This is a genomic window from Pseudomonas sp. H2_A10, from assembly GCF_054680085.1.
Genome location: NZ_CP162821.1, coordinates 1,078,268 through 1,103,310, shown reverse-complemented (window position 1 = coordinate 1,103,310; position 25,043 = coordinate 1,078,268). Strand labels below are relative to the sequence as shown.

Sequence of the window (25,043 nt, the reverse complement as noted above, 5' to 3'; positions counted from 1 at the left end):
AGGCTGTAAGCAATTGTCTTAAAAACTAATACATCCTGCGGCAAAGTAGCAAAAGCGGCAAATTTAGATCGAGTGGTACGTCACACCGTCGATCCAGAGCAGCAGAATCTCGCCAGCCTGTTAAAATGCCCGCCCTTTTGAACAACGACTCCCTGAACTCTGTATGTCCCGACTCAATCCCCGGCAGCAAGAAGCCGTGAACTATGTCGGCGGCCCTCTATTGGTGCTCGCCGGCGCAGGCTCCGGCAAGACCAGCGTGATCACCCGCAAGATCGCGCACCTGATCCAGAACTGCGGCATCCGCGCGCAGTACATCGTCGCCATGACCTTTACCAACAAGGCCGCGCGCGAGATGAAAGAGCGTGTCGGCACCCTGCTCAAGGGTGGCGAGGGTCGGGGCCTGACCGTGTGTACGTTCCACAACCTGGGCCTGAACATCATCCGCAAGGAGCATGCGCGGCTGGGCTACAAGCCGGGTTTCTCGATTTTTGACGAGACCGACGTCAAAGCCCTGATGACCGACATCATGCAGAAGGAATACGCGGGCGACGACGGCGTTGACGAGATCAAGAACATGATCGGCGCCTGGAAGAACGACCTGATCCTGCCCGCCCAAGCCCTGGAAAACGCACGCAACCCCAAGGAACAGACCGCCGCCATCGTCTACACCCACTATCAACGCACGCTGAAGGCGTTCAACGCGGTGGACTTCGATGACCTGATCCTGCAACCGGTCAAGCTGTTCCAGGAACACGCCGACATCCTTGAAAAGTGGCAGAACAAGGTGCGCTACCTGCTGGTGGACGAATACCAGGACACCAACGCCAGCCAGTATTTGCTGGTGAAGCTACTGATCGGCACGCGCAACCAGTTCACCGTGGTGGGCGACGATGACCAATCGATCTACGCCTGGCGCGGCGCCCGCCCGGAAAACCTGATGCTGCTCAAGGTCGACTACCCGTCCCTGAAAGTGGTGATGCTGGAGCAGAACTACCGCTCTACCAGCCGCATCCTGCGTTGCGCCAACGTGTTGATCTCCAACAACCCCCACGAGTTTGAAAAACAGCTGTGGAGCGAGATGGGCCATGGCGATGAGATCCGCGTGATCCGTTGCCGCAACGAAGACGCCGAAGCCGAGCGCGTGGCCGTGGAAATCCTCAGCCTGCACTTGCGTACCGACCGGCCCTACAGCGACTTTGCGATCCTGTATCGCGGCAACTACCAGGCCAAGCTGATCGAGCTGAAATTGCAGCACCACCAGGTGCCGTATCGCCTGTCGGGCGGCAACAGTTTTTTCGGACGCCAGGAAGTAAAAGACCTGATGGCCTACTTCCGGTTGATCGTGAACCCGGACGACGACAACGCCTTCCTGCGGGTGATCAACGTCCCACGTCGGGAGATCGGTTCGACGACGCTGGAAAAACTCGGCAACTACGCCACCGAGCGCAAGATCTCGATGTACGCCGCCACCGATGAAATCGGCCTGGGCGAACACCTGGACACACGCTTCACCGATCGTCTGTCGCGCTTCAAGCGTTTTATGGACAAGGTGCGCGAACAATGCGCCGGGGAAGACCCGATCAGCGCCCTGCGCAGCATGGTCATGGACATTGACTATGAGAACTGGCTGCGCACCAACAGCTCCAGCGACAAGGCCGCGGATTACCGCATGGGCAACGTCTGGTTCCTGATCGAAGCGCTGAAGAACACCCTGGAAAAAGACGAAGACGGCGAAATGACCGTCGAGGACGCCATCGGCAAGCTGGTGCTGCGCGACATGCTTGAGCGCCAGCAAGAAGAGGAAGACGGCGCCGAAGGTGTGCAGATGATGACCTTGCATGCCTCCAAGGGTCTGGAATTTCCCTACGTGTTCATCATGGGCATGGAAGAAGAAATCCTCCCGCACCGCTCCAGTATTGAAGCCGACACCATCGAAGAGGAACGGCGCTTGGCCTACGTGGGCATTACCCGCGCGCGTCAGACCCTGGCCTTCACCTTTGCCGCCAAGCGCAAGCAATACGGCGAAATCATCGATTGTGCCCCCAGCCGGTTCCTCGACGAACTACCGCCGGATGACTTGGCCTGGGAAGGCAATGACGACACCCCGACCGAGGTGAAGGCCGTTCGCGGCAATACCGCCCTGGCGGATATACGCGCAATGCTAAAGCGCTAGAATCGACTACTTTTTAATCTACTTTCGGCGCGCACCGCGCCATTAGAGGAAGCTTTCCGTGGAAGCACTGCACAAAAAAATTCGCGAAGAAGGCATCGTGCTTTCCGATCAGGTACTCAAGGTCGACGCCTTTTTGAACCACCAGATCGACCCGGCGCTGATGAAACTGATCGGCGACGAATTCGCCGCGCTGTTCAAGGATTCGGGCATCACCAAGATCGTCACCATCGAAGCCTCGGGTATCGCCCCGGCGATCATGACCGGCCTGAACCTGGGCGTACCGGTGATTTTTGCGCGCAAGCAGCAGTCGCTGACCCTGACCGAAAACCTGCTGTCGGCGACGGTGTATTCCTTCACCAAGAAAACCGAGAGCACCGTGGCGATCTCACCGCGTCATCTGACCAGCAGCGACCGCGTGTTGGTGATCGATGACTTTTTGGCCAACGGCAAGGCGTCCCAGGCGCTGATTTCGATCATCAAGCAGGCCGGCGCGACCGTTGCGGGCCTGGGGATCGTGATCGAGAAGTCGTTCCAGGGTGGCCGTGCGGAGCTGGATGCGCAGGGCTATCGGGTTGAGTCGCTGGCGCGGGTGAAGTCGCTGGCAGGTGGGGTTGTCACCTTTATCTGAGGCAACACCGCTTGAAATGTAGGAGGGGGCTTGCTCCCGATAGCGGTGTATCAGTCACCAAATGTATTGGCTGACCCACTGCTATCGGGGCAAGCCCCCTTCCACATTTGGTTTTATATTGGTTTTCAGTGCGCGGTTGCTTGTAAGCCCGCCAGCAACAAGCGCTGATAGAGATCCTCTTTCAGCCCCTCCGGCCTATCCAGCCGCATCCGCTCCAGATGCCTGGGAAACGCCTCCGGCTCCGGAGCATCCAGCGCGGCCTTGCCCAGCTCAAGCACCTCCGTCAGCTTGAACTTACTCTTGAGCCAGTTCAGCGCCCGTAACAAGTCCCGCTCTTCATTGGTGAAATCACTGCCCAACGGGTACTCCGGGAACAAGCGTTTATGCCGCGCCTGAATGCCTTTGAGGCGCTCCGGCGTGTTGTCGGCAAAACGTGGATCCAACTGAAAGCCCCTGGGTAACTTGCCGGCCTTTTGCGCCTGCTCGATCAAGTCGGCCTGGAAGCGTGAGTCGCTGATAGTAAGCAGTGCTTCGATCACCTTGGCGTCCGTCTGCCCCCGCAAGTCGGCAATTCCGTACTCGGTGATGACGATATCCCGCAGGTGCCGGGGGATGGTGCAGTGGCCGTAGTCCCAGACGATATTGGAACTGACCTCCCCCGCCGACTCGCGCCAGCTGCGCAAGATCAGGATCGAGCGCGCACCGTCCAATGCATGGCCCTGGGCAACAAAATTGTATTGCCCGCCCACGCCGCTGAGTACGCGACCGTCTTCCAACTGGTCCGCGACGCCCGCGCCGAGCAAGGTCACCATGATTGCGCTGTTGATAAACCGCGCATCCTGGCGCTGCAAACGCTTGAGTTCTTCCTGACCGTACAGCTCGTTGATGTAGCTGATGCGGGTCATGTTGAATTGCAGGCGCTTGGCGTGGGTCATTTCCTGCAAGCGCTGGTAAAAACTGCGGGGGCCCAGGAAGAAACCACCGTGTATCGACACCCCATCGGGCTGCGCCGCATCGTCCAGCAAGCCGGCGTTGGCCTGCTCCTGAGTCGCCACATCCGGATAAACCTTGCGTCGCACAATCCCCGCATCCGCCAGCACCAGCAGGCCGTTGACGAACATCTCGCTGCAGCCGTAGAGGCCACGGGCGAAGGGATCGACACCGCCTTCACGGCTGATCAGCGGCGCCCACTGGTACACATCAAGGTCCGTCAGCAGCAGGCGGTAGGCTTCGTTGTCGGCCTGGCGCGCGAGCAAGGCGGCGGTCAGCGCATCCCCCATGGAACCGATGCCTATCTGCAAGGTGCCGCCATCACGCACCAGGGTGCTGGCGTGCAGGCCGATGAAATGATCCTGGAACCCCACCGGCATATTCGGCGTGGAAAACAGCGTGGTGCTGTCCTTGGCATCGATCAGGTAGTCGAACGCATCCATGCCCAATTCGGAATCGCCAGGCATGTAGGGCAAGTCGGTGTGGACCTGGCCGACGATCAAAATGGTTTCGCCCGCGTCGCGGCGCTTTTCGATCATCGGCAGCAGGTCAAGGCTGATATCGGGGTTGCAGCTCAGGCTCAGGCGGTCCGGATGCTCGGCGCTGCTGGCCACCAATTGTGCAACCAGATTCAAGCCAGCGGCATTGATATCGCGGGCGGCGTGGCTGTAGTTACTGCTGACGTAATCCTGCTGGGCCGACGTGCTGTGCAGCAAACTGCCGGGCTGCATGAAGAACTGCCGTACGTGGATGTTGTTTGGAAGGCTGTCTTTATGCATGTCGGCGAGGAAATCCAGCTCGGGATAGTCACCGAACACCCGCTCGATGAAGGGTTCGAGAAAGCGCTTCTGCAACCCGTCACCCAGGGTTGGCCGGCCAAGGCTCAGGGCGGTGTAAATCGTAAGCGCGCGCTCCGGCAGTTGGGCGATTCGCCGGTACAGCGCGTTGACGAACAGGTTGGGCTTACCCAGGCCCAGCGGCATGCCCATGTGGATATGCGCCGGCAAGCGCGCCAGTACGTCGTCAACTGCTTGCTCGATTGAACACAACTGCACCATCCGACTGCTCCCGAACATTCCATGAATAGGGGTTCGACCGAGCTTGCCGGGTCTTTGCTGCAATGAACAGCGCAAAACCTGAATGACAGGTACAAAAAAGCCGCTCGTAAGCGGCATTTTTGGCGAAGATTGACTGATTACAACCCAGACATCTGCTTGATAGCGCCTTTGAGGTCGTCATCCGAGCAATCCGCGCAGGTGCCTTTGGGCGGCATGGCGTTGATCCCGGTGATCGCCTTGGCCAGGATGCCGTCGAGACCGCCCTGGTGGTCGGCGCGCTCTTTCCAGGCGGCTTTGTCGCCGATTTTCGGCGCGCCCAGCAGGCCAGTGCCGTGGCAAGCATTGCAGTGTTTGGCGATGATCTCGTCCGGCGTTTTCGCGCCGCCACCGCCCGCTGCAACGGCGACTTCCATGCCCTTGCACTCCTGGCCCTGGACGCAAACCTGGCCGACAGGCTCCAGGCGTTTGGCAATTTCATCATTGGTCGCAGCTTGAGCGCTGACAGCCCATAGGGCCAGTACGGTTGCTGGTGCAGCCAGCATTTTCATAATTAGGTTCACGCGTTCACCCTCAATGGTGGCTATTCACGCCTGCGGCCACGGTTTCGCAGGCGGCGAAAGTATAACGGTTAGCCCGCCTGGCCGAAACAACCCTATTAAATAAAGGGAGATTCAGTCTCGCGGAATACTGCTGTGGGAGCCTCTGCAACGCTGGCAGGACGCCTCTATTCTTAAAAGTTCGCGGGTGTGGCTGCGCTGATTAGCCGCGCCGGTACGTCGAACGGATTGCGAAAACGATGGGGTTTGGTACTTTCAAAGTAGTAGCTATCGCCGGCTTCGAGCACAAAAGTTTCAAGTCCGACCACCAACTCCAAACGGCCCTCCACCAGAATCCCGGTTTCCTCGCCTTCGTGGGTGAGCATTTCTTCGCCGGTATCAGCGCCCGGCGGGTAGATTTCGTTGAGAAACGCGATGGCCCGGCTAGGGTGCGCCCGACCTACCAATTTCATGGTCACCGCGCCGTCGGAGATGTCGATCAGCTCATTGGCTTTATAGACGATCTGCGTCGGAATTTCCTGGAGGATCTCCTCGGAAAAGAACTCGACCATCGACATGGGGATGCCGCCCAGCACCTTGCGCAAGGAGCTGATCGAGGGGCTGACACTGTTTTTTTCGATCATCGAAATGGTGCTGTTGGTGACACCCGCACGCTTGGCGAGTTCACGCTGGGAAAGACCCTTCAGCTTACGGATGGATTGCAGTCGTTCGCCGACGTCCAATGCGGGAGCCTCCTAGGATTCAGGCGTTGTTGTAATTGGCCGTTATCATGGCGACAGCGTTCAGTATTTACAACACTTGGGCCTAAATCCCAGGCAGCTGTGTTCGTGCGCGGCGGTCAAGCGCCGGAATAGAGCCTTGGCACCCGGCGCAGGTTGCAGAAGATCTGGTAGGGGATGGTGTCAGCGGCCACCGCGACGTCGCTGGCGAGGATATTTTTGCCCCACAGCTCTACCGTGGAGCCAAGGCCAGCCTGAGGCACATCCGTCAGGTCGATACACAGCATGTCCATGGACACACGCCCCAGCAACTGGCTGCGCTGCCCGGCCACCAGCACCGGCGTACCCGTGGGCGCGTGACGCGGATAGCCGTCTGCGTAGCCCATGGCAACCACGCCGATACGCATCGGCTTGGGCGTAACGAACCGGGCGCCGTAGCCCACCGGCTCGCCAGCCGGCAGTTCGCGCACACAGATCACTTTCGATTCCAGGGTCATCACCGGTTGCAAGCGCGCGGCCAGAGCCTGGTTTTCACCAAATGGGGTGGCGCCGTACAGCATGATGCCCGGGCGTACCCAGTCGCTGAGCACATTTGGCCAGCCCAATACCGCGGGTGAATTGCGCAGGCTGACTTCGGCCGCCAGACCCTGGCGCGCCGCTTCAAACACCGCCACTTGTTCGGTGCTGCTGGCGCAATCAAGCTCATCGGCGCGGGCAAAGTGACTCATCAGCACAATCTTCGCGACTTTACCGCTGGCCAGCAGGCGCTGATAAGCCGCGTGGTAATCCTTGGGATGCAGGCCCACGCGATGCATGCCCGAGTCCAGCTTGAGCCAAATAGTCAAGGGCTTGCTCAGCGTGGCCTGTTCGATCGCATCCAGTTGCCACAGCGAATGCACCACGCACCAAAAATCATGCTCGACGATCAGCCCCAGCTCATCCGCTTCAAAAAAACCTTCCAGCAGCAACACTGGCGCGCGAATGCCAGCGGCGCGCAGCTCCAACGCCTCTTCGATGCATGCCACGGCGAACCCATCGGCCTCGGCTTCCAGCGCCTGGGCCACGCGCACGGCGCCATGGCCGTAGGCATCGGCCTTGATCACGGCAAGGGCCTTGGCCCCGGTGACTTCACGGGCCAATTGGTAGTTGTGGCGCAGGGCTTGGAGGTCGATCAGGGCACGGGCTGGACGCATGGCGGCAGGCTTCTAGGCAGCGGAGTGAAAAAAAACGGTACCGACAGACAGCATCGGCACCGTAAGAGGGATCGTGTTTAAGGCAGCGCGGCCACGACGGACAGCTCTACGAGGATTTGCGGCTCGCACAATTTGGCCTCAACCGTGGCACGGGCCGGGGCGACGCCTTTAGGCAACCACGTGTCCCACACCGCGTTCATGCCGGCGAAATCGGCGTCAATGTCTTTCAGGTAGATCGTCACCGACAGCAACTTGGTCTTGTCCGTACCGGCCAAATCCAGCAAACGCTCGATGTTGGCCAGGGTCTCACGGGTTTGCTGTTCAATCCCGGCGCTCATGTCGTCGCCGACCTGCCCTGCCAGATACACGGTACCGCTGTGGACAACGATCTGGCTCATGCGCTCATTGGTGAGCTGGCGCTGGATTGACATGTTTTGCGGACTCCTGGTGGTTGCCGTAACGGGAAATATCGAGGCCTGCGGCGCTGATCTGCGGGGTTTTCCTGGCCATCAGGTCGGCCAGCAAGCGACCGGAACCGCACGCCATGGTCCAACCGAGGGTGCCATGGCCGGTATTGAGGAACAGGTTCCTGAACGGTGTGGCACCGACAATGGGTGTGCCGTCGGGTGTGGTCGGACGCAGGCCGGTCCAGAAACTGGCCTCGGCCAAATCGCCGCCCTGAGGATAAAGGTCGTTGACGATCATCTCCAGGGTTTCACGTCGACGAGGGTTAAGCGACAGGTCAAAACCGGCTATTTCAGCCATGCCACCCACGCGAATGCGGTTATCGAAACGGGTGATCGCGACCTTGTAGGTTTCATCGAGGATGGTCGACGTCGGTGCCATCGCCGGGTTGGTGATCGGCACGGTCAGCGAGTAGCCCTTGAGCGGGTACACCGGTGCCTTGATCCCCAGCGGCTTGAGCAGTTTTGGCGAGTAGCTACCCAGGGCCAGCACGTAGCGGTCGGCGGTTTCGAGCTTGCCGTCGATCCACACGCCGTTGATGCGATCACCGGCCTGGTCAAGGCGTTGGATGTCCTGTTCGAAGCGGAACTCCACACCCAGCTGTTTGCACATCTCGGCCAGGCGTGTGGTGAACATCTGGCAGTCGCCGGTCTGGTCGTTAGGCAGGCGCAGGGCACCGGCGAGGATATCGGTGACGCTGGCCAGGGCCGGCTCAACGCGGGCAATGCCGGCGCGATCGAGCAGTTCGAACGGCACACCGGACTCTTTCAACACCGCGATATCCTTGGCGGCGCCATCCAATTGGGCTTGGGTGCGGAACAACTGGGTAGTCCCGAGGCTACGGCCTTCGTAGGCAATGCCGGTCTCGGCGCGCAATTCATCGAGGCAGTCGCGGCTGTACTCGGACAAGCGCACCATGCGCTCCTTGTTCACGGCATAGCGACTGGCCGTGCAGTTGCGCAACATCTGCGCCATCCACAGGTATTGATCGATATCGGCGGTGGCCTTGATCGCCAGCGGCGCGTGGCGTTGCAGCAACCACTTGATGGCCTTGAGCGGCACACCCGGCGCGGCCCAGGGCGAGGCATAGCCGGGAGACACTTGGCCGGCATTGGCGAAACTGGTTTCCATGGCGGCGGCGGGCTGGCGGTCGACTACCACGACCTCAAAACCGGCCCGAGCCAAATAGTAGGCACTGGTCACACCAATGACGCCGCTACCCAAGACCAGAACGCGCATTTTTATATCCTCATCGCGGCCTGGCCGCTGACGTGTGTTGTTTCGAGCAATGATGAGCGCAGTATAAAAAGCAATCGCCAGTGCATTTCACTATATAAATGCCTATATTTGGCGACAATTCTCGGCAAAAAACCTTTTTACAGAGGCGTATCCCCTATGCGTACCAACACCCAGACCAAGCGGGAGCTGGACAAGATCGACCGCAACATCCTGCGTATCCTGCAGACCGACGGGCGAATTTCGTTCACGGAACTGGGGGAAAAGGTCGGGCTGTCGACCACGCCTTGCACTGAGCGGGTGCGTCGGTTGGAGCGCGAAGGGATCATCATGGGCTACAACGCGCGGCTCAATCCGCAGCATTTAAAAGGCAGTTTGCTGGTGTTTGTCGAGATCAGCCTGGATTACAAGTCCGGCGATACCTTTGAGGAGTTTCGCCGCGCCGTGCTGAAACTGCCCCATGTGCTGGAGTGCCACCTGGTCTCCGGCGACTTCGACTATCTGGTGAAAGCGCGGATTTCCGAGATGGCCTCATACCGCAAGTTGCTGGGCGATATCCTGCTCAAGCTGCCCCACGTGCGCGAATCCAAGAGTTATATCGTGATGGAAGAAGTCAAAGAGAGCCTGAACCTGCCAATTCCGGACTGACTGGACCGCTACACCAGCACTTGCCGGGTACTGGCCATGTACTCATGAATCTGCTTTTCGACCCGTGGATGGATCAACTCCACCGGTCGCCGCCCATTAGGGCACGGCAAGGTCTTGGTGGTGCCGAACAACCGACAGATCAACGGCCGCTCGTCATACACGGTGCAGCCGGCGGGCCCCAGGTGCACGCAGTTCAGCTCATCCATCGCCGCGTCCTGCTCGGCGGCGGTCTTACGCGGCAGGCGTGACATTTCCTCGGGCGACGTCGTTACCGGCCCACAGCAGTCGTGGCAACCGGGTACGCATTCGAACGAAGGAATCTGACGGCGCAGCGCGCTGATTTTCTGACTGTTGCAACTCATCGAAACAGGTACCGGAGGGCGAATAGACCTGGATTCTGACGCAAAACGCCGCGCGCAGACAGCGTCGTCCGACCGCTGTATCCTGCGTCAAATTTTCCAAACAGGGAGCGTCCCCATGACCGCCAGCGCCCGGCACACCGCGTCCTACTATGCCGCCAGCAGCGTGCCGCAACCGGATTACCCGGCGTTGACCGGTGAAGTGACTGCCGATGTATGCGTGGTCGGCGGTGGTTTCTCCGGGCTCAACACCGCCCTGGAGCTGGCCGAGCGCGGTTTCAGCGTGGTGTTGCTGGAGGCGCGCAAGATCGCCTGGGGCGCCAGCGGGCGTAACGGTGGCCAACTGATTCGCGGCGTCGGCCACGGCCTGGACCAGTTCGCCAACGTGATCGGCACCGACGGCGTACGCCAGATGAAGCTGATGGGGCTGGAAGCCGTGGAGATCGTGCGCGAGCGCGTCGAGCGCTTTCAGATTCCCTGCGACCTGACCTGGGGCTACTGCGACCTCGCCAACAAGCCCCGCGACCTGCAAGGCCTGGCCGAAGACGCCGAAGAACTGCGCAGCCTGGGCTATCGCCATGCGGTGCGCCTGTTGCAAGCCAGCGAGATGAGCAGCGTGGTCGGCTCCGAGCGTTACGTGGGCGGCATGATTGATATGGGATCGGGCCATCTGCACCCGCTGAACCTGGCGCTCGGCGAAGCGGCTGCCGCCGGGCAATTGGGCGTGCGGCTGTTTGAGCAATCAGACGTCACCCGTATCGACTATGGCCCTGAGGTCAGGGTGCACACCGCGCACGGCCATGTGCGCGCCAAGACCCTGGTGCTGGCCTGCAACGCCTACCTCAATCGCCTCAACCCGCACTTGAGCGGCAAAGTACTGCCCGCCGGCAGTTACATCATCGCCACCGAGCCGTTGAGCCAAGCGCAGGCCGCCAACCTGTTGCCGCAGAACATGGCCGTGTGTGACCAGCGCGTGACGGTGGATTATTTCCGCCTGTCCGCCGACCGCCGCCTGTTATTTGGCGGCGCCTGCCACTATTCCGGCCGCGACCCGCAGGACATCGGCGCCTATATGCGACCGAAAATGCTGCGCGTTTTCCCACAACTGGCCGACGCGAAGATCGACTATCAATGGGGCGGCATGATCGGCATCGGCGCCAACCGCCTGCCGCAGATCGGCCGTCTGGCCGACCAGCCCAACGTGTATTACGCCCAGGCCTACGCCGGCCATGGTCTCAACGCCACGCACCTGGCGGGCAAGTTGTTGGCCGAAGCCATCAGCGGCCAGCAGCAGGGGCGTTTCGATCTGTTTGCCCAAGTGCCGCACATTACCTTCCCCGGCGGCAAGCACCTGCGCTCGCCGCTGCTGGCCCTGGGGATGCTCTGGCACCGCCTCAAAGAGCTGGTCTGATCAACTGCGCCAGAAAGGCTTAACCCCTTCCTGGCGTGCCTGCTCAGCGGTCAAGCCGATGTCACGCAGTTGCTCACGGGTCAGGGTCAGCAGAGCCTTGCGCGTGTGCCGACGGTGCCAGAACAGGTTCCAACGGCTATTCGCCGGCGCGGCCATCGCGCGCTCCTGTCCCGCCTCCAGCTCCTGACTGTGTAACGCCAGCCGCACATCGCTCATACCGTTCATTTTGCTGCCCCTCAGTGGTGTGTTGCCTTGAGTGACGAGCATGGGCGAACGGGCCAGAGCATTACAGATTCAACCTATTTTTATTAAATCCATACAGATACTGCCTGACGGCGGCTGAATCCTGTATTTTCCCTGCATCTGTATTGGTCTCTTGGGAGCGACCGCCATGACGCTTTACGTCAACCTCGCCGAATTGTTGGGCACGCGCATCGAACAGGGCTTCTACCGCCCCGGTGACCGGCTTCCGTCCGTACGGGCGTTGAGTGTGGAACATGGGGTCAGCTTGAGCACCGTTCAGCAGGCCTATCGGTTGCTGGAAGATAACGGCCTGGCCATGCCCAAGCCGAAATCCGGCTACTTCGTGCCCGTTGGCCGTGAGCTGCCCGCCCTGCCTGAGGTCGGCCGCCCGGCACAACGCCCGGTGGAAATATCCCAGTGGGACCAGGTGCTGGAACTGATTCGCGCCGTGCCGCGCAAAGACGTCATACAGATGGGCCGCGGCATGCCGGATGTACTGTCGCCCACCCTCAAACCGCTGCTGCGCAGCCTGGCGCGCGTCAGCCGTCGCCAGGACCTGCCGGGGCTGTATTACGACAATATTCTTGGCTGTATGGAACTGCGCGAGCAAATCGCCCGACTGTCATTGGATTCCGGTTGCCAGCTGACCGCCGAAGACATCGTCATCACCACCGGCTGCCATGAGGCGCTGTCCGCCAGCATCCATGCCATCTGTGAGCCCGGCGATATCGTCGCCGTGGATTCGCCCAGCTTTCACGGTGCCATGCAGACCCTCAAGGGCCTGGGTATGAAAGCCCTGGAAATCCCCACCGACCCGATTACCGGCATCAGCCTGGAAGCTCTGGAGCTGGCCCTGGAACAATGGCCGATCAAGGTCATCCAGCTGACCCCCAACTGCAACAACCCCTTGGGCTACATCATGCCGGAGGCGCGCAAACGCGCGCTGCTGACCTTGGCCCAGCGCTTTGACGTAGCGATCATAGAGGACGATGTATACGGCGAATTGGCCTACAGCTACCCACGCCCGCGCACCATCAAATCTTTCGATGAAGATGGCCGCGTGCTGCTGTGCAGCTCATTTTCGAAAACGCTGGCGCCGGGCCTGCGCATTGGCTGGGTTGCCCCCGGGCGCTACCTCGAACGGGTGCTGCACATGAAATACATCAGCACCGGCTCGACGGCCACACAGCCGCAGATCGCGATTGCCGAATTTCTCAAGGGTGGCCATTTCGAACCGCATTTGCGGCGAATGCGCACCCAATACCAGCGTAATCGCGACCTGATGCTCGATTGGGTCAGCCGCTACTTCCCCGCCGGCACGCGCGCCAGTCGGCCGCAAGGCAGCTTTATGCTGTGGGTAGAGCTGCCGGACGGCTTCGACACCCTCAAGCTCAACCGCATACTCATAGAACAAGGCGTACAGGTGGCGGTGGGCAGTATCTTTTCGGCGTCCGGCAAGTACCGCAACTGCCTGCGCATGAACTACAGCGCCAAGCCTACCCCGCAGATTGAAGAAGCCGTGCGCAAGGTAGGCGCCGCCGCGAGCAAAATGCTGGCGCAATCGTCGGACTGACCTTTCGCGAGAAATAGCCGTCCTATATCGACAACCGCCCTGACCTGGAAGCGACTCCCTTGATGATTCGACGGCTATTACCGTTTTGCCTGTTGGGAGCCCTGGTGCTGGGTGGCTGTGCCGGCGTGAGTACCCCGCGCATCCCCAGCGATGCGCTGCCGGCCGCTCAGTCCTCGTTCGGGCGCTCGATCCTGGCCCAGGCCGCGCCTTATCAGGGCCGCTCGGGCTTTCGTCTGTTGCCCAACAGCAGCGAAGCCTTCATGGCCCGCGCCGAACTGATCCGCAACGCCCAGACCAGCCTTGACCTGCAGTACTACATCGTTCACGACGGCATCAGCACGCGCATGCTCGTGGATGAACTGCTCAAGGCCGCCGATCGTGGCGTGCGCGTGCGCATTCTGCTGGATGACACCACCAGCGACGGGCTCGACCAGATCATCGCCACCCTCGCCGCCCACCCCAAGATCGAGATCCGCCTGTTCAACCCGTTGCACCTGGGGCGCAGCACCGGTGTTACGCGGGCGATGGGCCGCCTGTTCAACCTGTCGCTGCAACACCGGCGCATGCACAACAAACTGTGGCTGGCGGACAACAGCGTGGCCATCGTCGGCGGGCGCAACCTGGGAGATGAGTATTTCGACGCAGAGCCCAACCTGAACTTCACCGATATCGACATGCTCAGCGTCGGGCCGGTGGCCGAGCAACTCGGGCACAGTTTCGATCAGTACTGGAACAGCGCGCTGAGCAAACCCATCGATGACTTTGTCTCAAGCCGCCCTTCAAAAGGCGACCTGGCCGCTGTACGCGTGCGCCTGCAAGCGTCGCTGGCCGACTCGCGCCAGCAGAATCACGCGCTGTACAACCGCTTGCGCACCTACCAGACCCAGCCGCGCATGGACATCTGGCGCCGTGAGCTGATCTGGGCCTGGAACCAGGCGCTGTGGGATGCGCCGAGCAAGGTGCTGGCCAAGGCCGACCCGGACCCGCAGCTTTTGCTGACCACCCAACTGGGGCCGGAGCTTGAGGGCGTCCACCACGAGTTGATGATGATCTCGGCGTATTTCGTACCGGGGCAGCCGGGGCTGGTGTATCTGACGGGACGCGCCGACGCCGGCGTGTCGGTGAGCCTGCTGACCAATTCCCTGGAGGCCACCGATGTGCCGGCCGTGCACGGCGGTTATGCGCCGTATCGCAAGGCACTGCTGGAGCACGGGGTAAAACTCTACGAACTGCGCCGCCAGCCGGGCGACCCCAGCGCCGGCAGTGGGCCGCACCTGTTTCGTCGCGGTTCGTTCCGGGGCTCGGATTCAAGCCTGCACAGCAAGGCAATGATCTTTGATCGCACCAAGTCGTTTATCGGCTCCTTCAACTTCGACCCACGCTCGGTGCTGTGGAACACCGAAGTCGGCGTGCTGGTCGACAGCCCCGAGCTGGCGGAGCATGTACGCAACCTGGCGCTGCAAGGCATGGCGCCAGCCCTGAGCTATGAGGCGAAATTGCAGGATGGCCAGGTGGTGTGGGTGACCGAGGATAACGGCCAGTTGCATACCCTCACGCGCGAACCGGGCAGTTGGTGGCGCAGGTTCAATGCCTGGTTCGCTACTTCCGTCGGCCTGGAGCGCATGCTTTAGAAACACAATGAATCAACTGTGGGAGGGGGTTTGCCCCCTCCCACAGTTGATTGCATTTCAAGGCGTGGCTGGCTGGGCGGTGCCGAATGCCCCTTGGCGCAGCAACAGCAGCACTAGGCCCAGCGCCCCAGCCGCCATGAAAAACGGCAATGCATGCCCGCTGATCCATTGGCTGCCGGCGCCCGCCACCAGCGGGCCGATCAGGCAACCGATGCCCCACAGCTGTGCAATGTGGGCATTGGCGCGCACCAGCGCATCGTCACGGTAGCGCTCGCCGATCAGGATCAACGACAAGGTAAATAACCCGCCTGCGCTGGCGCCGAACAGCACCCATATCGGCCAGATCAGCAGCGTGTGCATCAACAGCGGAACCGCCAGGCTCGACGCCAGCAGCAGCACCGCACAGCTCAGGAACAACGTGCGGCGCGGCAGGTAATCCGCCAGCGCACCGATGGGCAATTGCAGCAGCGCATCGCCGACCACCACCGTGCTGACCATCGCCAAGGCGATCTCGGCGGTGAAGCCCTGTTGCAGGCAATACACCGGCAACAGCGTCAGGATCATCGCCTCGAACGCAGCGAACAGCGCCACCGCCCAGGCAATCGCCGGCAAACTCAGGCAAAAGCGCCAGAGGTCGGCGAACGTCACGCTTAACGACTCCGCACTGGGCGCGCCGGTGCGACCCAGCAAGGCCAGCGGGGCCACCAGCAACAGGCCCACACCGACCCAGAACCCGTAGTCATGATCGGTGCCGATCACACCCAGCAGCAGGGGGCCCGAGAGCTGGCTCAAGGCATAACTGCAGCCATACAGCGCCACCAGTCGGCCACGCCACTGCTCCACCACCAACTGGTTGATCCAGCTTTCGCCAAGGATAAACACGAGGGTGAGGATCACCCCGATCATCAACCGCAGCACCAGCCATACCGGGTAGCTGGGCAGAATCGCCAACAACCCGATGGACACCGCACCGCCCCACAGGCACAGACGCATGAGGTTGGCGGTGCCGAGCCAGGAGGCCAGGCGACTGGAAACCTTGGCACCCAACAGCACACCAAAGGCCGGCATCGCCGCCATCACACCGATAGCGAAACTGCCGTAACCCCAGCTTTCGAGGCGCAGGGACACCAGCGGCATGCTCACACCCAACGCCAGGTCGACGCTGAGTACCGAGGTCAACACGGCGAAATAAGTCGCCCAACGCATTGCCACGCTCCTGTGGATAATTCTTGAGTACACACAAAACAGTGTGGGAGGGGGCTTGCCCCGATAGCGGTGGATCAGCCAGCACTTGTGGTGCCTGACACACTGCTATCGGGGCAAGCCCCCTCCCACATTTGAGCGGCGGTGTTGCTTAGAGTTTGATCCAGGTCGACTTCAGCTCGGTGTACTTGTCGAATGCATGCAGTGACTTGTCGCGACCATTACCCGACTGCTTGAAACCACCAAACGGTGCGGTCATGTCACCGCCGTCGTATTGGTTGACCCACACGCTGCCGGCACGCAGGGCCTTGGCGGTCAGGTGCGCCTTGGAGATATCAGCGGTCCACACGGCGGCGGCCAGGCCATACACGGTGTCGTTGGCGATTTTCACCGCTTCTTCGGCGCTGTCGAAGGTGATCACTGACAGGACCGGACCGAAGATTTCTTCCTGGGCGATCTTCATGGCGTTGGTCACGCCGTCGAAAATTGTGGGTTCGACGTAAGTGCCGCCGGTTTCTTCCAGCGTACGCTTGCCGCCGGCCACCAGCTTGGCGCCATCGGCATGCCCGGCTTCGATGTACGACAGCACGGTGTTCATCTGCTGGGTGTCCACCAGCGCGCCGACGTTGGTCGCAGGATCCAGTGGGTTACCGGGTTTCCAGCCTTTGAGGGCCTCGATCACCAGCGGCAGGAATGTATCCTTGATGGAGCGCTCCACCAGCAGGCGCGAACCGGCGGTGCAGACTTCGCCCTGGTTGAAAGCGATGGCACCGGCGGCGGACTCGGCGGCGGCCTGCAGGTCCGGGGCATCGGCGAACACGATGTTTGGGCTCTTGCCACCGGCTTCCAGCCACACACGCTTCATGTTCGACTCGCCGGAGCGGATCAACAGTTGCTTGGCGATCTTGGTAGAGCCGGTGAACACCAGCGTATCGACGTCCATGTGCAGCGCCAGGGCGTTGCCAACGGTGTGGCCGTAGCCCGGCAGCACGTTGAACACACCTTTTGGAATACCTGCTTCAACCGCAAGGGCCGCGATACGGATGGCGGTCAGCGGGGATTTTTCGGACGGCTTGAGAATCACCGAGTTACCGGTGGACAGTGCCGGGCCGAGCTTCCAGCAAGCCATCATCAAGGGGAAGTTCCACGGCACGATGGCGCCGACAACCCCCACCGGCTCACGGGTCACCAGGCCCAGTTGATCGTGTGGGGTGGCCGCCACTTCATCGTAAATCTTGTCGATCGCCTCGCCACTCCAGCTCAGCGCATTCGCCGCGCCGGGCACATCAATGTTGAGGGAGTCGCTGATCGGTTTGCCCATGTCCAGGGTTTCAAGCAGCGCCAGCTCTTCGGCATTGGCCTTGAGCAGCGCGGCGAAACGGATCATGGTGGCCTTGCGCTTGGTCGGCGCCAGGCGCGACCAGACACCGGAGTTGAAGGTGGCGCGGGCGTTTTCCACGGCGCGCTGGGCGTCGTCGGCGTCACAACTGGCCACGGTGGCCAGCAGGCGGCCATCGACTGGGCTGATGCATTCGAAGGTGTCACCGGAAACAGCGGCGGTGTATTCGCCATTGATGTAGGCGCGGCCTTCGATTTTCAGATCCTTGGCGCGTTGTTCCCAGTCGGCACGGGTCAGGGTGGTCATGCGAGTGTCCTCCTCTTATTGAATATAAGGGCCAGGCGATGTGCCCCGGCAGCCTCAAAGCATTCTTGCCCGCCAGCCATCTGTTCGGCGCAAGGCAGCTGCCACCCTAAACCAGCGGCTGGGGATGTTTCAATATATTTGACATAACGGCGGTAAACGCCCTTGCGATGTTCATTTTAATAAACATAGACTTTGGACTCTCCAACCGCAGGCCAGACGGGACACGCACATGAGCATCCAGGACATCGTCGACTTCAGCCAAGCCAACACCGCGCCCGAACGCTATCGCCCTGCCGCCGAAAAAATCCTCAAGGGTGACCCCGAGCAAACGGTCTACAACCACTACAACAGCCCGTGCGGCCAGATGAACGCCGGTGTCTGGGAGGGTGAAGTCGGGCAGTGGACGGTCAACTACACCGAGCATGAATACTGCGAAATTGTGCAAGGCGTGTCGGTGCTGCGTGACGCCGAGGGTAACGCCAAGACCCTGCGTGCCGGTGACCGTTTCGTGATTCCGGCCGGTTTCAGCGGCACCTGGGAAGTACTGGAAGCATGCCGCAAGATCTATGTGGTATTCGAACAGAAAGCCTGATCAGTAAACACACAGGCAAAAAAAAGCCCGCATCGTGAGATACGGGCTTTTTTTCACAAGGAAGAAAATCAATTACTTGATTTTGCCTTCTTTGTAGATCACGTGCTTGCGAACGCGCGGGTCGAACATTTTCTTTTCGAGCTTGTCCGGGGTAGTACGCTTGTTCTTGTCGGTAGTGTAGAAGTGACCAGTACCGGCGCTAGAGATCATTCGAATCAATTCACGCATGATAGAGCTCCTTAGATCTTGCCGGCGGCGCGGATTTCGGCCAGCACGACAGTGATGCCACGCTTGTCGATGATACGCATGCCTTTGGCAGATACACGCAGGCGAACAAAACGTTTCTCTTCTTCAACCCAGAAGCGGTGATGCTGCAGGTTCGGCAGGAAACGACGACGGGTTTTGTTATTTGCGTGGGAAATGTTATTCCCAGTCACCGGACCCTTACCGGTAACTTGACAGACTCTCGACATGCCTCAGCCCTCTAAAACCACATGCCCAACCCGGCATGGGTTGGCCGCTTAATCTCTCAGTCATTTGGCGCCAGGCGCCGCGTTTCTTTAGGGTCTTACCGGCTACACCTACAAGCGAAGGAACCGGGCCCCTAGAAAAGAGCGCTGCTTTATACCAGAAAGACCTTGGTGCAACAACAGCGAGTATGTTTTTACCGCAGTAAATCTCGCCCGTTGATGCCTGAACCGTTGCCAGGAGGGGCCGCTGCCATAGCCGACCGCTCGTCGCACAGAATGATTTTCAGCGCCCGCGCGCGCCGCAAAGCGCACAGCGAAACTCTCTGAGGCGCCATCAAAACAGCATTTGAGCCAAAAGCACAGGCAAAAATGGGCTAGTCATTTGCCAATCAGACCACTACGGTAGGGCTTTTCCAGACTGCACTCGCAGATGGGCCTTCGATCTGCAAAGGAAACCGACCATGCGCCTCGCTGCCCTGCCACTGTTGCTTGCCCCTCTTTTAATCGCGCCGCTGGCCTCTGCCGCCAGCAACCTGAGCGTTTGCACCGAGGCCAGCCCCGAAGGGTTTGATGTGGTGCAGTACAACTCGCTGACCACCACCAACGCCTCGGCAGATGTGCTGATGAACCGCCTGGTGGACTTCGACGCCGCCAGCGGCAAACTGGTGCCCAGCCTGGCAGACAGCTGGGACGTGTCGCCGGACGGCCTGACGTACACCTTCAAACTGCACCCGGACGTGAAATTCCATCGCACCGAGTATTTCACCCCGAGTCGCAGCCTGACCGCCGAAGACGTGCGCTTCAGCTTCGAACGCATGCTGGACCCGGCCAACCCCTGGCACAAAATTGCCCAGAGTGGCTTCCCTCACGCCCAATCCCTGCAATTGCCTGCGCTGGTCAAGAAGATCGACGCCCTCGACCCGCTGACCGTGCGCTTCACCCTGGATCACGCCGATTCCACCTTCCTCGCAGCCCTGAGCATGGGCTTTGCCTCGATCTACCCGGCCGAATACGCCGACAAACTGCTCAAGGCCGGCACGCCCGAAAAGCTCAATAGCCAGCCCATCGGCACCGGGCCATTCATCTTCAGCCGCTTCCAGAAAGATGCGGTGGTTCGCTACAAGGCCAACCCGGACTACTTCGCCGGCAAACCGGCTGTGGATAACTTGATCTTCGCCATTACACCGGACGCCAATGTGCGCTTGCAGAAATTGCACCGCGACGAGTGCCAGATCGCCTTGTCGCCCAAGCCGCTGGATGTAGGCGAGGCAGAGAAAGATCCTGCGCTCAAGGTGGAAAAAACCGCAGCCTTCATGACCGCATTCGTGGCCATCAACAGCCAGCACCCTCCTCTGGACAAGCCCGAAGTGCGCCAGGCGATCAACCTGGCGTTCGACAAGGCCAGCTACCTCAAGGCTGTGTTTGAAGGCACCGCCGAAGCCGCCAACGGCCCGTACCCGCCCAATACCTGGAGCTACGCCAAGGACTTGCCGGGTTATCCCCAGGACCTTGCCAGGGCCAAGGTGTTGCTGGACCGCGCCGGGCTCAAGGATGGCTTCAAGACTACTATCTGGACTCGCCCCACCGGCAGCCTGCTGAACCCCAACCCGAACCTGGGCGCGCAATTATTGCAGGCGGACCTGGCCAAGGTCGGCATCCAGGCCGAAATCCGCGTGATCGAATGGGGCGAGCTGATTCGCCGTGCCAAGGCCGGCGAGCACGACTTGCTGTTCATGGGCTGGGCCGGCGACAACGGTGACCCGGATAACTTCCTGACCCCGCAATTCTCCTGCGCGGCGGTCAAATCAGGCACCAACTTCGCCCGTTATTGCGACCCGGCCCTGGACAAGCTGATCAGCGCCGGCAAGACCACCAGCGAGCAAGGCGTGCGCAGCAAGCTGTATCAACAGGCTCAGGCGCAGATCCAGCAGCAGGCGTTGTGGTTACCGTTGGCGCATCCGACCGCGTTTGCCCTGGCCCGCAAGAACGTCCAGGGGTACCAGGTAAGCCCGTTCGGGCGCCAGGATTTCTCCAAGGCCAGCGTCAAGCCCTGATAGCAGGCCCCGCCCACTGGGCGGGGTCATATCCACCCATATTCAGCCATCGACAACGGATCACCATCCCCCACGATGATGTGATCCAGCAGCCGCACATCCACCACCTCCAGGGCGCCTTGCAGGGTTTTGGTCAGTTTTCGATCAGCCACGCTCGGCTCCGCACTTCCCGAAGGATGGTTGTGACACAGGATCAATGCCGCTGCGTTGTAAGCCAGGGCGCGCTTGACCACTTGCCGCGGGTAAACCACGGCGGCATCGATAGTGCCCTGGAACAAAGCCTCGAAGCCCAAGACGCGGTGCTTTGAATCGAGAAACAGGCAGCCGAAGATCTCGTGTGGCTCATGACGCAACAGCGCCTTGAGGTAATTGCGCACGGCTATCGGGCTTTCGAGTACCGATTCACTGCGCAGTTGTTCGGCCATGTGCCGCCGGGACATTTCCAGCACCGCCTGCAACTGGGCAAACTTGGCGGGCCCCAAGCCCAATTGCTGGCTGAACAACGCCTGGCTGGCCTCCAACAAGGGGCGCAAGCCACCAAATTGCGCCAACAGGTGACGCGCAAGGTCCACCGCGCTTTTACCGCAAACCCCGGTACGCAAGAAAATCGCCAACAACTCGGCATCCGACAAACTTGCCGCGCCCCACTCCAATAGCTTCTCCCGCGGCCGCTCCGCCGCCGGCCAATCGCGAATACTCATCCCGCCTCCCTCTCCCTATGTGCGCCATATACGCCACGTCCGCCGCTGTTGCTGGGCGGGCGCTGTGTTATCGTAGGCCCTCTTTTTTGCATGCGATTTCACCTGGGGAGGGGAGATCGCAGGCGTCACTGAACTGGCTTCACTGAACTGGAAAGGCAAACCAATGCAGCGTCTGTATCGGAAACGCATCGTTCTCGGCGTCGGCGGCGGCATTGCCGCCTACAAGAGCGCAGAGTTGGTTCGCAGGCTCCTGGACCACGGTGCCGAAGTGCGCGTGGTCATGACCCGCGGCGGCAGCGAGTTCATCACCCCGCTGACCATGCAGGCCTTGTCCGGCCACCCGGTTCACTTGGACCTGCTGGACCCGGCGGCCGAAGCCGCCATGGGCCATATCGAACTGGCCAAATGGGCCGACCTGGTGCTGATCGCCCCGGCCACCGCCGACCTGATCGCCCGCCTGGCCCAAGGCATCGCCGATGATCTGCTGACCACTTTGGTACTGGCCACCGACGCCACTGTCGCCATCGCCCCGGCCATGAACCAGGCCATGTGGCGCGACCCGGCCACCCAGGCCAACACGCAACTCCTGCAAAACCGTGGCCTGAAGGTGTTCGGCCCAGCCTCCGGAAGCCAGGCCTGCGGTGACGTCGGCATGGGCCGCATGCTCGAAGCCACCGACCTGGCGCTGTGTGCCGCCGAGTGCTTCCAACACCTGGCCCTGACCGGCAAGCACGTGCTGATTACCGCCGGGCCGACCCAGGAAAACATCGACCCGGTGCGCTACATCACCAACCATAGTTCAGGAAAAATGGGGTTCGCGCTTGCCGAAGCCGCGGTCGAGGCAGGCGCACGCGTCACCTTGATCACTGGCCCGGTGCATTTGCCAACACCCGATCGGGTCACGCGAATCGACGTAGTCAGCGCCCGGGACATGCTGGCGGCCTGCGAAGCGGCCATTCCCTGCGACCTGTTCATCGCCTCGGCAGCGGTCGCGGACTACCGCCCGGAAGTGGTTGCCCCGCAAAAGCTCAAGAAAGACCCTACAAGCGGCGACGGCCTGCTCCTGCAAATGGTGCGCAACCCGGACATCCTGGCAACCATCGCCACGCGCCCGGACCGCCCGTTCAGTGTCGGCTTCGCCGCCGAGACCGAGCACCTGCTGGACTACGCCGCGCGCAAATTGAAAGACAAAAACCTCGACCTGATCGTTGCCAATGATGTCGCCAACCCGAGCATCGGCTTCAACAGCGAGGAAAACGCCTGCAGCGTGATTGACCGCGAACTGCACGCCACCCTTTTCGCCCAGACCAGCAAGGGCAAGATTGCCCGACAGCTGATCTCATTTATCGCCCAACGGCTGAACCAGGTTTAATTTCCATGCACGCTTTGCAAGCCAAGATCCTCGACCCCCGCATCGGCAGCGAATTCCCACTGCCGGCCTACGCTACCCCGGGCTCCGCCGGCCTGGACCTGCGCGCCATGCTCAAGGAAGACACCCTCCTTGAGCCGGGCCAGACCCTGCTGATCCCCACCGGCCTGTCGATCTATGTCGGCGACCCTGGCCTGGCGGCGCTGATCCTGCCGCGCTCCGGCCTGGGCCACAAACACGGCATCGTCCTTGGCAACCTCGTGGGGCTGATCGACTCGGACTACCAGGGCGAGTTGATGGTGTCGTGCTGGAACCGTGGCCAGACCGCGTTCAACATCGCAGTCGGCGAGCGCATCGCCCAACTGGTATTGGTACCGGTAGTGCAGGCGCACTTCGAATTGGTGCAGGAATTCGACGAGACCCAACGCGGCGCTGGCGGCTTTGGGCATTCCGGCAGCCACTGACCACGCCGCCCCTGGCCGGCACCTTTGGTCCGGCCAGACGCTACCGCATGGCTTTCAGGAAGAAGAATGCGCGGAATTTACCAGCGTTATTTCCCATTGAAAATCAACGGGTTACGCAAACAAAAATACGAAGCCCAAGCTCCGATGGCACTTTTGCACCACGAACTCTCTGCCGAAAACACCGTCATACCCTTCAGTTTGAGCCTGCCGGCCAGCCCCATTCAGGCCAGCCTTGCCCCCTTTCAGATGGAGTTCCCCCCGCGATGACTACCGCAGCCCGAGTAGCCCCGACGTTCCCCGACAGCATCTTTCGCGCCTATGACATTCGTGGCGTGGTGCCCAAGACCCTGACTGCCGAAACCGCCTACTGGATTGGCCGCGCCATCGGCGCCCAGAGCCTTGCCCAGGACGAGCCCAACGTCTCGGTCGGCCGTGATGGTCGCCTGTCCGGCCCCGAGTTGGTGGAGCAGCTGATCCAGGGCCTGGTCGACAGCGGTTGCCACGTCAGCGACGTGGGCCTGGTGCCAACGCCGGCGCTGTACTATGCCGCCAACGTCCTGGCCGGCAAATCCGGCGTCATGCTCACCGGCAGTCATAACCCGTCGGACTACAACGGCTTCAAGATCGTCATCGCCGGCGACACCCTGGCCAACGAACAGATCCAGGCCCTGCATGACCGCCTGAAGAACAATGACCTGACCAGCGGCACGGGCAGCGTCACGAAAGTCGACATTCTTCAGCGCTACTCTGATGAAATCACTGGCGACGTGAAGCTCGCGCGCCGCCTCAAAGTGGTGGTGGACTGCGGCAACGGCGCGGCCGGCGTGATCGCCCCGCAGTTGCTCGAAGCCCTCAATTGCGAAGTGGTCCCGCTGTTCTGCGACGTCGACGGCAACTTCCCCAACCACCACCCGGACCCGGGCAAGCCTGAGAACCTGGTGGACCTGATCGCCAAGGTCAAGGAAACCGGCGCCGATGTGGGCCTGGCCTTCGACGGTGACGGCGACCGCGTGGGCGTAGTGACAAACACTGGCGAGAACGTATTCGCCGACCGCTTGCTGATGCTGTTTGCCCGTGACGTGGTGGCGCGCAATGCCAACGCCGAGATCATTTTCGACGTGAAGTGCACGCGCCGCCTCACCCCGCTGATCAAGGAATATGGCGGCCGCCCACTAATGTGGAAGACCGGTCACTCGTTGATCAAAAAGAAAATGAAGGAAACCGGCGCGCTGTTGGCTGGCGAAATGAGCGGCCACGTGTTCTTCAAGGAGCGCTGGTTCGGGTTTGACGACGGCATCTACAGCGCCGCTCGCTTGTTGGAGATCCTCAGCAAGGAAGAATCCACGGCGCAGGAGCTGTTTCAGACCTTCCCGAACGATATTTCTACGCCAGAGATCAATATCCATGTGACCGAGGAGAGCAAATTCAGCATCATTGACGCACTGCACGATGCGCAATGGGGTGAAGGCGCCAACCTGACCTCCATTGATGGTGTGCGAGTCGATTACGCCAAAGGCTGGGGCCTGGTTCGCGCGTCCAACACCACACCGGTGCTGGTGCTGCGTTTCGAGGCGGATACCGAGGCCGAGTTGCAGCGCATCAAGGACGTGTTCCACGCCCAGTTGAAACGTGTTGCCCCTGATCTCCAATTACCGTTCTGA

Annotated in this window: 24 protein-coding genes and 1 pseudogene; 12 read left to right on the top strand and 13 right to left on the bottom strand. The window is 60.9% G+C overall.

The window, feature by feature from the left end; genetic code table 11:
- The first annotated feature begins 163 nt into the window (after positions 1 to 163).
- Both rep and AB4O23_RS04970 read left to right on the top strand, forming a co-directional pair.
- Positions 164 to 2,173, top strand: coding sequence for a DNA helicase Rep (rep, locus tag AB4O23_RS04975; protein WP_017526834.1), 2,010 nt, complete (start codon positions 164 to 166; stop codon positions 2,171 to 2,173).
- Between the two features lie 58 nt (positions 2,174 to 2,231).
- Positions 2,232 to 2,801, top strand: coding sequence for a xanthine phosphoribosyltransferase (locus AB4O23_RS04970; protein ID WP_003176890.1), 570 nt, complete (start codon positions 2,232 to 2,234; stop codon positions 2,799 to 2,801).
- 125 nt (positions 2,802 to 2,926) lie between these two features.
- On the opposite strand, the gene AB4O23_RS04965 is transcribed toward AB4O23_RS04970, so the two are convergent.
- The 6 genes from AB4O23_RS04965 to dadA all read right to left on the bottom strand — a co-directional run bounded on the left by AB4O23_RS04965 (position 2,927) and on the right by dadA (position 9,022).
- Positions 2,927 to 4,849, bottom strand: a complete 1,923-nt coding sequence (locus AB4O23_RS04965) for an acetyl-CoA hydrolase/transferase C-terminal domain-containing protein (protein WP_460062479.1) — start codon at positions 4,847 to 4,849, stop codon at positions 2,927 to 2,929.
- 137 nt (positions 4,850 to 4,986) lie between these two features.
- Positions 4,987 to 5,397 (bottom strand): c-type cytochrome, encoded by a 411-nt coding sequence (locus AB4O23_RS04960; protein ID WP_017526832.1) that lies wholly within the window; start codon positions 5,395 to 5,397, stop codon positions 4,987 to 4,989.
- A gap of 182 nt (positions 5,398 to 5,579) precedes the next feature.
- On the bottom strand, positions 5,580 to 6,128 hold the full coding sequence (locus AB4O23_RS04955; protein WP_003176893.1) for a cupin domain-containing protein: 549 nt from the start codon (positions 6,126 to 6,128) through the stop codon (positions 5,580 to 5,582).
- A gap of 116 nt (positions 6,129 to 6,244) precedes the next feature.
- Positions 6,245 to 7,318, bottom strand: a complete 1,074-nt coding sequence (alr, locus tag AB4O23_RS04950; protein ID WP_068935995.1) for an alanine racemase — start codon at positions 7,316 to 7,318, stop codon at positions 6,245 to 6,247.
- Positions 7,319 to 7,395: 77 nt separating this feature from the next.
- Positions 7,396 to 7,749: a RidA family protein gene (locus AB4O23_RS04945; protein WP_068935998.1), complete on the bottom strand. Its 354-nt coding sequence runs from the start codon at positions 7,747 to 7,749 to the stop codon at positions 7,396 to 7,398.
- On the bottom strand, positions 7,721 to 9,022 hold the full coding sequence (dadA, locus tag AB4O23_RS04940) for a D-amino acid dehydrogenase (protein ID WP_065879257.1): 1,302 nt from the start codon (positions 9,020 to 9,022) through the stop codon (positions 7,721 to 7,723). The genes AB4O23_RS04945 and dadA overlap by 29 nt, the downstream gene beginning before the upstream one ends.
- A gap of 156 nt (positions 9,023 to 9,178) precedes the next feature.
- On the opposite strand from dadA, the gene AB4O23_RS04935 reads away from it, so the two are divergent.
- The gene (locus AB4O23_RS04935) at positions 9,179 to 9,667 is read left to right on the top strand and encodes an Lrp/AsnC ligand binding domain-containing protein (RefSeq protein ID WP_003176896.1); all 489 of its coding nucleotides are present in this window, start codon (positions 9,179 to 9,181) and stop codon (positions 9,665 to 9,667) included.
- Positions 9,668 to 9,675: 8 nt separating this feature from the next.
- Here the strand turns inward: AB4O23_RS04935 and AB4O23_RS04930 are convergent, their stop codons facing one another.
- The gene (locus tag AB4O23_RS04930; RefSeq protein WP_017526828.1) at positions 9,676 to 10,029 is read right to left on the bottom strand and encodes a YkgJ family cysteine cluster protein; all 354 of its coding nucleotides are present in this window, start codon (positions 10,027 to 10,029) and stop codon (positions 9,676 to 9,678) included.
- A gap of 115 nt (positions 10,030 to 10,144) precedes the next feature.
- Here AB4O23_RS04930 and AB4O23_RS04925 point away from each other — a divergent pair, with 115 nt between their 5' ends.
- On the top strand, positions 10,145 to 11,437 hold the full coding sequence (locus AB4O23_RS04925) for an NAD(P)/FAD-dependent oxidoreductase (protein ID WP_267863768.1): 1,293 nt from the start codon (positions 10,145 to 10,147) through the stop codon (positions 11,435 to 11,437).
- Here the strand turns inward: AB4O23_RS04925 and AB4O23_RS04920 are convergent, their stop codons facing one another.
- Positions 11,438 to 11,662, bottom strand: coding sequence for a DUF1127 domain-containing protein (locus tag AB4O23_RS04920; RefSeq protein ID WP_026067179.1), 225 nt, complete (start codon positions 11,660 to 11,662; stop codon positions 11,438 to 11,440).
- 166 nt (positions 11,663 to 11,828) lie between these two features.
- On the opposite strand from AB4O23_RS04920, the gene AB4O23_RS04915 reads away from it, so the two are divergent.
- Positions 11,829 to 13,253 carry an aminotransferase-like domain-containing protein gene (locus tag AB4O23_RS04915; protein ID WP_017526825.1) on the top strand — a complete coding sequence of 475 codons (1,425 nt, stop codon included), beginning with the start codon at positions 11,829 to 11,831 and terminating at the stop codon, positions 13,251 to 13,253.
- A 62-nt stretch (positions 13,254 to 13,315) separates the two neighbouring features.
- Positions 13,316 to 14,884, top strand: a complete 1,569-nt coding sequence (locus AB4O23_RS04910) for a phospholipase D family protein (protein WP_032883377.1) — start codon at positions 13,316 to 13,318, stop codon at positions 14,882 to 14,884.
- A gap of 57 nt (positions 14,885 to 14,941) precedes the next feature.
- On the opposite strand, the gene AB4O23_RS04905 is transcribed toward AB4O23_RS04910, so the two are convergent.
- The gene (locus tag AB4O23_RS04905) at positions 14,942 to 16,090 is read right to left on the bottom strand and encodes an MFS transporter (RefSeq protein WP_460070044.1); all 1,149 of its coding nucleotides are present in this window, start codon (positions 16,088 to 16,090) and stop codon (positions 14,942 to 14,944) included.
- Between the two features lie 148 nt (positions 16,091 to 16,238).
- On the bottom strand, positions 16,239 to 17,732 hold the full coding sequence (locus AB4O23_RS04900; protein ID WP_460150401.1) for an aldehyde dehydrogenase: 1,494 nt from the start codon (positions 17,730 to 17,732) through the stop codon (positions 16,239 to 16,241).
- Between the two features lie 229 nt (positions 17,733 to 17,961).
- On the opposite strand from AB4O23_RS04900, the gene AB4O23_RS04895 reads away from it, so the two are divergent.
- On the top strand, positions 17,962 to 18,324 hold the full coding sequence (locus AB4O23_RS04895) for a cupin domain-containing protein (protein ID WP_017526821.1): 363 nt from the start codon (positions 17,962 to 17,964) through the stop codon (positions 18,322 to 18,324).
- A gap of 72 nt (positions 18,325 to 18,396) precedes the next feature.
- Here AB4O23_RS04895 and rpmG read toward each other — a convergent pair whose 3' ends face one another.
- Positions 18,397 to 18,552: a 50S ribosomal protein L33 gene (gene rpmG / locus AB4O23_RS04890; RefSeq protein ID WP_003176906.1), complete on the bottom strand. Its 156-nt coding sequence runs from the start codon at positions 18,550 to 18,552 to the stop codon at positions 18,397 to 18,399.
- 11 nt (positions 18,553 to 18,563) lie between these two features.
- Positions 18,564 to 18,797, bottom strand: a complete 234-nt coding sequence (rpmB, locus tag AB4O23_RS04885) for a 50S ribosomal protein L28 (RefSeq protein WP_003176907.1) — start codon at positions 18,795 to 18,797, stop codon at positions 18,564 to 18,566.
- 458 nt (positions 18,798 to 19,255) lie between these two features.
- On the opposite strand from rpmB, the gene AB4O23_RS04880 reads away from it, so the two are divergent.
- Positions 19,256 to 20,848 (top strand): ABC transporter substrate-binding protein, encoded by a 1,593-nt coding sequence (locus AB4O23_RS04880; protein ID WP_017526820.1) that lies wholly within the window; start codon positions 19,256 to 19,258, stop codon positions 20,846 to 20,848.
- A gap of 26 nt (positions 20,849 to 20,874) precedes the next feature.
- Here AB4O23_RS04880 and radC read toward each other — a convergent pair whose 3' ends face one another.
- Positions 20,875 to 21,549 (bottom strand): RadC family protein, encoded by a 675-nt coding sequence (gene radC, locus AB4O23_RS04875; protein ID WP_017526819.1) that lies wholly within the window; start codon positions 21,547 to 21,549, stop codon positions 20,875 to 20,877.
- 163 nt (positions 21,550 to 21,712) lie between these two features.
- Here radC and coaBC point away from each other — a divergent pair, with 163 nt between their 5' ends.
- The 4 genes and pseudogenes from coaBC to AB4O23_RS04855 all read left to right on the top strand — a co-directional run.
- The gene (coaBC, locus tag AB4O23_RS04870) at positions 21,713 to 22,921 is read left to right on the top strand and encodes a bifunctional phosphopantothenoylcysteine decarboxylase/phosphopantothenate--cysteine ligase CoaBC (protein ID WP_017526818.1); all 1,209 of its coding nucleotides are present in this window, start codon (positions 21,713 to 21,715) and stop codon (positions 22,919 to 22,921) included.
- A 5-nt stretch (positions 22,922 to 22,926) separates the two neighbouring features.
- A complete protein-coding gene (gene dut / locus AB4O23_RS04865) occupies positions 22,927 to 23,382 on the top strand; it encodes a dUTP diphosphatase (RefSeq protein ID WP_017526817.1) in 456 nt (151 codons plus the stop codon).
- 66 nt (positions 23,383 to 23,448) lie between these two features.
- Positions 23,449 to 23,649 (top strand): hypothetical protein, encoded by a 201-nt coding sequence (locus tag AB4O23_RS04860; protein WP_065879255.1) that lies wholly within the window; start codon positions 23,449 to 23,451, stop codon positions 23,647 to 23,649.
- A pseudogene (locus tag AB4O23_RS04855) lies at positions 23,640 to 25,043 on the top strand (phosphomannomutase/phosphoglucomutase); the annotation flags it as partial. The gene AB4O23_RS04860 and the pseudogene AB4O23_RS04855, both read left to right, overlap by 10 nt.